The 2,551-nt window shown below is 69.3% G+C and carries 3 protein-coding genes; all 3 read right to left on the bottom strand.

What is annotated here, in order from left to right; translation table 11 throughout:
* Positions 1-110: 110 nt before the first annotated feature.
* Positions 111-920, bottom strand: a complete 810-nt coding sequence (locus EB084_23505) for an adenosylcobinamide-GDP ribazoletransferase (protein NDD31228.1) — start codon at positions 918-920, stop codon at positions 111-113.
* The gene (gene cobT / locus EB084_23500; protein ID NDD31227.1) at positions 917-1,954 is read right to left on the bottom strand and encodes a nicotinate-nucleotide--dimethylbenzimidazole phosphoribosyltransferase; all 1,038 of its coding nucleotides are present in this window, start codon (positions 1,952-1,954) and stop codon (positions 917-919) included. Before cobT ends, EB084_23505 begins: the two co-directional genes overlap by 4 nt.
* Positions 1,954-2,551, bottom strand: a 598-nt coding sequence (locus EB084_23495) for a hypothetical protein (protein NDD31226.1), incomplete at its 5' end; no start/stop codon positions are given. The genes cobT and EB084_23495, both read right to left, overlap by 1 nt.

Raw genomic sequence — 2,551 nt, 5'->3', positions numbered from 1 at the left:
CTGAAACCGGCGTCACATCACCGTCAAACGCCCAGGCAGGCCAGCGCAGCACGCCAGCCCCCGGGAGCGCTGCGCCGCTGCAGCAAGACGACAGAAGCCCGCGCCCGACGCTACAGCGACGCGGTGAGCGCCAGGTAGAAGGCCGCCTCGGTGATCTGCTGCACCGCGCCGAGCACGTCACCGGTGTAGCCCCCGAGGCGCTTCACGGTGCGCCGCGCCAGATACACAGCCACGAGACCCGCCGTCACCACGCCCACCACCGCGGCCCGCGTCGGCAGCAGGCCGCACGGCAGCAGCCCGAGAAGCGCGGCCGTGAGCAGGTCATCGACGCGCATGCGACGCGCCAGGGGCTTGGCCTTCGACTGCAGATCTTCACGCACGTACTCGAGGGCGAAGATGAGCACGGTCGAGGTCAGGCGCGACACCGCGTGACCCGCGACAAGGGCGGGCAGCACGCCAGCCCAGCCGATGGCCACGAGGCACTGCCACTTGACGAGCAGCGCGAAGATCACCCCGACGGTGCCGTAGCTGCCGATGCGCGAGTCCTTCATGATGGTGAGGATCTGCGTCGGCGTCCACCCGCCGCCGAAGCCATCGCAGGCATCACCCAGGCCATCTTCGTGAAAGGCCCCCGTGATCAGCACCGTGGCCGCCATGCCCAGCAGCACCGCTACCTCGGGCGAGGTGAACGCCCAAGCAAGCAACGTCACCACGCCCCCCGCCAGGCCCACCAGCGCCCCCACCAGGGGAAACCATCGCGCGGCCCGATCGAGCTGGGCCTGCGAGTGCCCGACCCAGTCAGGAACCGGCACGCGTGTGAAGAAGCGCACCGCGGCCCAGAAGGTCTCGAGCAGGCCGGGCGATTCAGCGTGTCTATCGACCGGCGGAGCGGCCTCCTCGATGGGGGGAACAGCGCTCATGCCCGGGTGGCCACCCCCGCCGACGAAAAGCTGGCCATCTCGCTGAGAAACGCCGCCGCCGCCTCCACGAGGGGGAACGCGAGGGCCGCCCCCGTCCCCTCTCCCAGGCGCAGGCCCAGGCGCAGCAGCGGCTCTACCCCAAGGGTCAGCAGCTGCAGCGCGTGTCCCGGCTCTTCCGAGCAGTGACTGAACACCGCGCGCTCGACGATGGGCGGTGCCACCCTGGCCGCCACGAGAAAGGCCGCGGTGACGATGAATCCGTCGATGAGCAGCAGCGCGTCGCGCTCGGCGGCCGCCAGCATGGCGCCCACCAGGGTGGCCATCTCGAAGCCGCCGTACTGCGCCAGTACAGCCCACGGGTCGTCTGGCGAGACAGGATACGCACGCAGCGCATCGGCGATCATGGACGTCTTGTGGGCCAGCGCGGCGTCGTCGAGACCCGTTCCCCGACCTGTGGCCACCTCGGGCGCCACCCCGCAGAGCACGCAGGTGATGAGGGTGGCCGAGGCCGTGTTGCCGATGCCCATCTCGCCGAACCCCATGACGTTGCACCCCGCATCGAGACGCTCGCGCGCGATGCGCGCGCCGTTGGCCACGGCCGTCTCACACTGCTCATGCGTCATGGCGGGCCCGCGCGTCCAGCTGGCGGTGCCAGCCGCGACCTTCGCGTCGATGAGACCCGTACGTTCACCGAATTCGTGATCGACGCCCGCATCGATCACCACCACGTCGAGGCCGGCCCGACGGGCGAAGACGTTGATGGCCGCCCCTCCCGCAAGGAAGTTCTCGACCATCTGCCAGGTGACCTCAGGCGGGTAGGCCGACACCCCCTCTCGAGCGGCGCCGTGATCGCCAGCGCACACCAGCATGGTGGGCTTGCGCAGTGTGGGCGTGAGGGTGCCGAGCACGCGCCCGATCTGAAAGGCGAGGCCCTCGAGACGCCCCAGGCTGCCCAGGGGCTTGGTCTTGGTGTCGATGCGGCCCCGCAGGGCGTCATCGAGATCGTGGACGACGGGGAGAACAGCAGCTCTCATCAATGCACTTTTCGGTGGTAGTACACGCCTCCCCCGTAGGGCGAACCGTGGCTGATCGTCTGGTAGTGACGGCCGTTGTTGTTCGAGCCGATGAGCGTCTGCCCTCCCGGCTGGGCCACCATCTCGACGTGTCCGCGATCGGACGAGAACCACACATCGCCGGGCTGGGCCTTCGCGGCCGGGACGCGAACCCGCAGCTGGTGCTCGAGGCTGGGGGCATAGTTGTGGTGCTCCCGCAAGATGCCCTCGCTCTGCAGAATCGACGAGACAAAATCGGCGCAGTTGTTCGACAACCCGCCCGCGGCCTGGAAGTGGGGCAGCCGACCGAGCAGCGCCGCGCTGCGCTGACCGACGAACGACGCTGCGCGCGATACGAGGCGCGCCCCCACATCTTCCACCGCACGCAGCGGCGCGAACACGTTCCACGCGTCGCCATTGGCGGCCATACGCACGGTGAGATCGGTCACCGCACGCACCGGGAAGCCATCCGCGGTAGGCAGGGGAAGAGTATCGAGAACCTCGGACGCAGTGACGAAGGGCGCCTTAAAGTCGTCGCGGGGCCACGAGGTCACCTGAACGAGCGGGGCAGCCGCATCA

Source organism: Pseudomonadota bacterium (genome assembly GCA_010028905.1).
Taxonomy (GTDB): domain Bacteria; phylum Vulcanimicrobiota; class Xenobia; order RGZZ01; family RGZZ01; genus RGZZ01.
The sequence above is the reverse complement of the archived record's forward strand: the minus strand, read 5'-3'. Positions and strand labels throughout refer to the sequence as shown.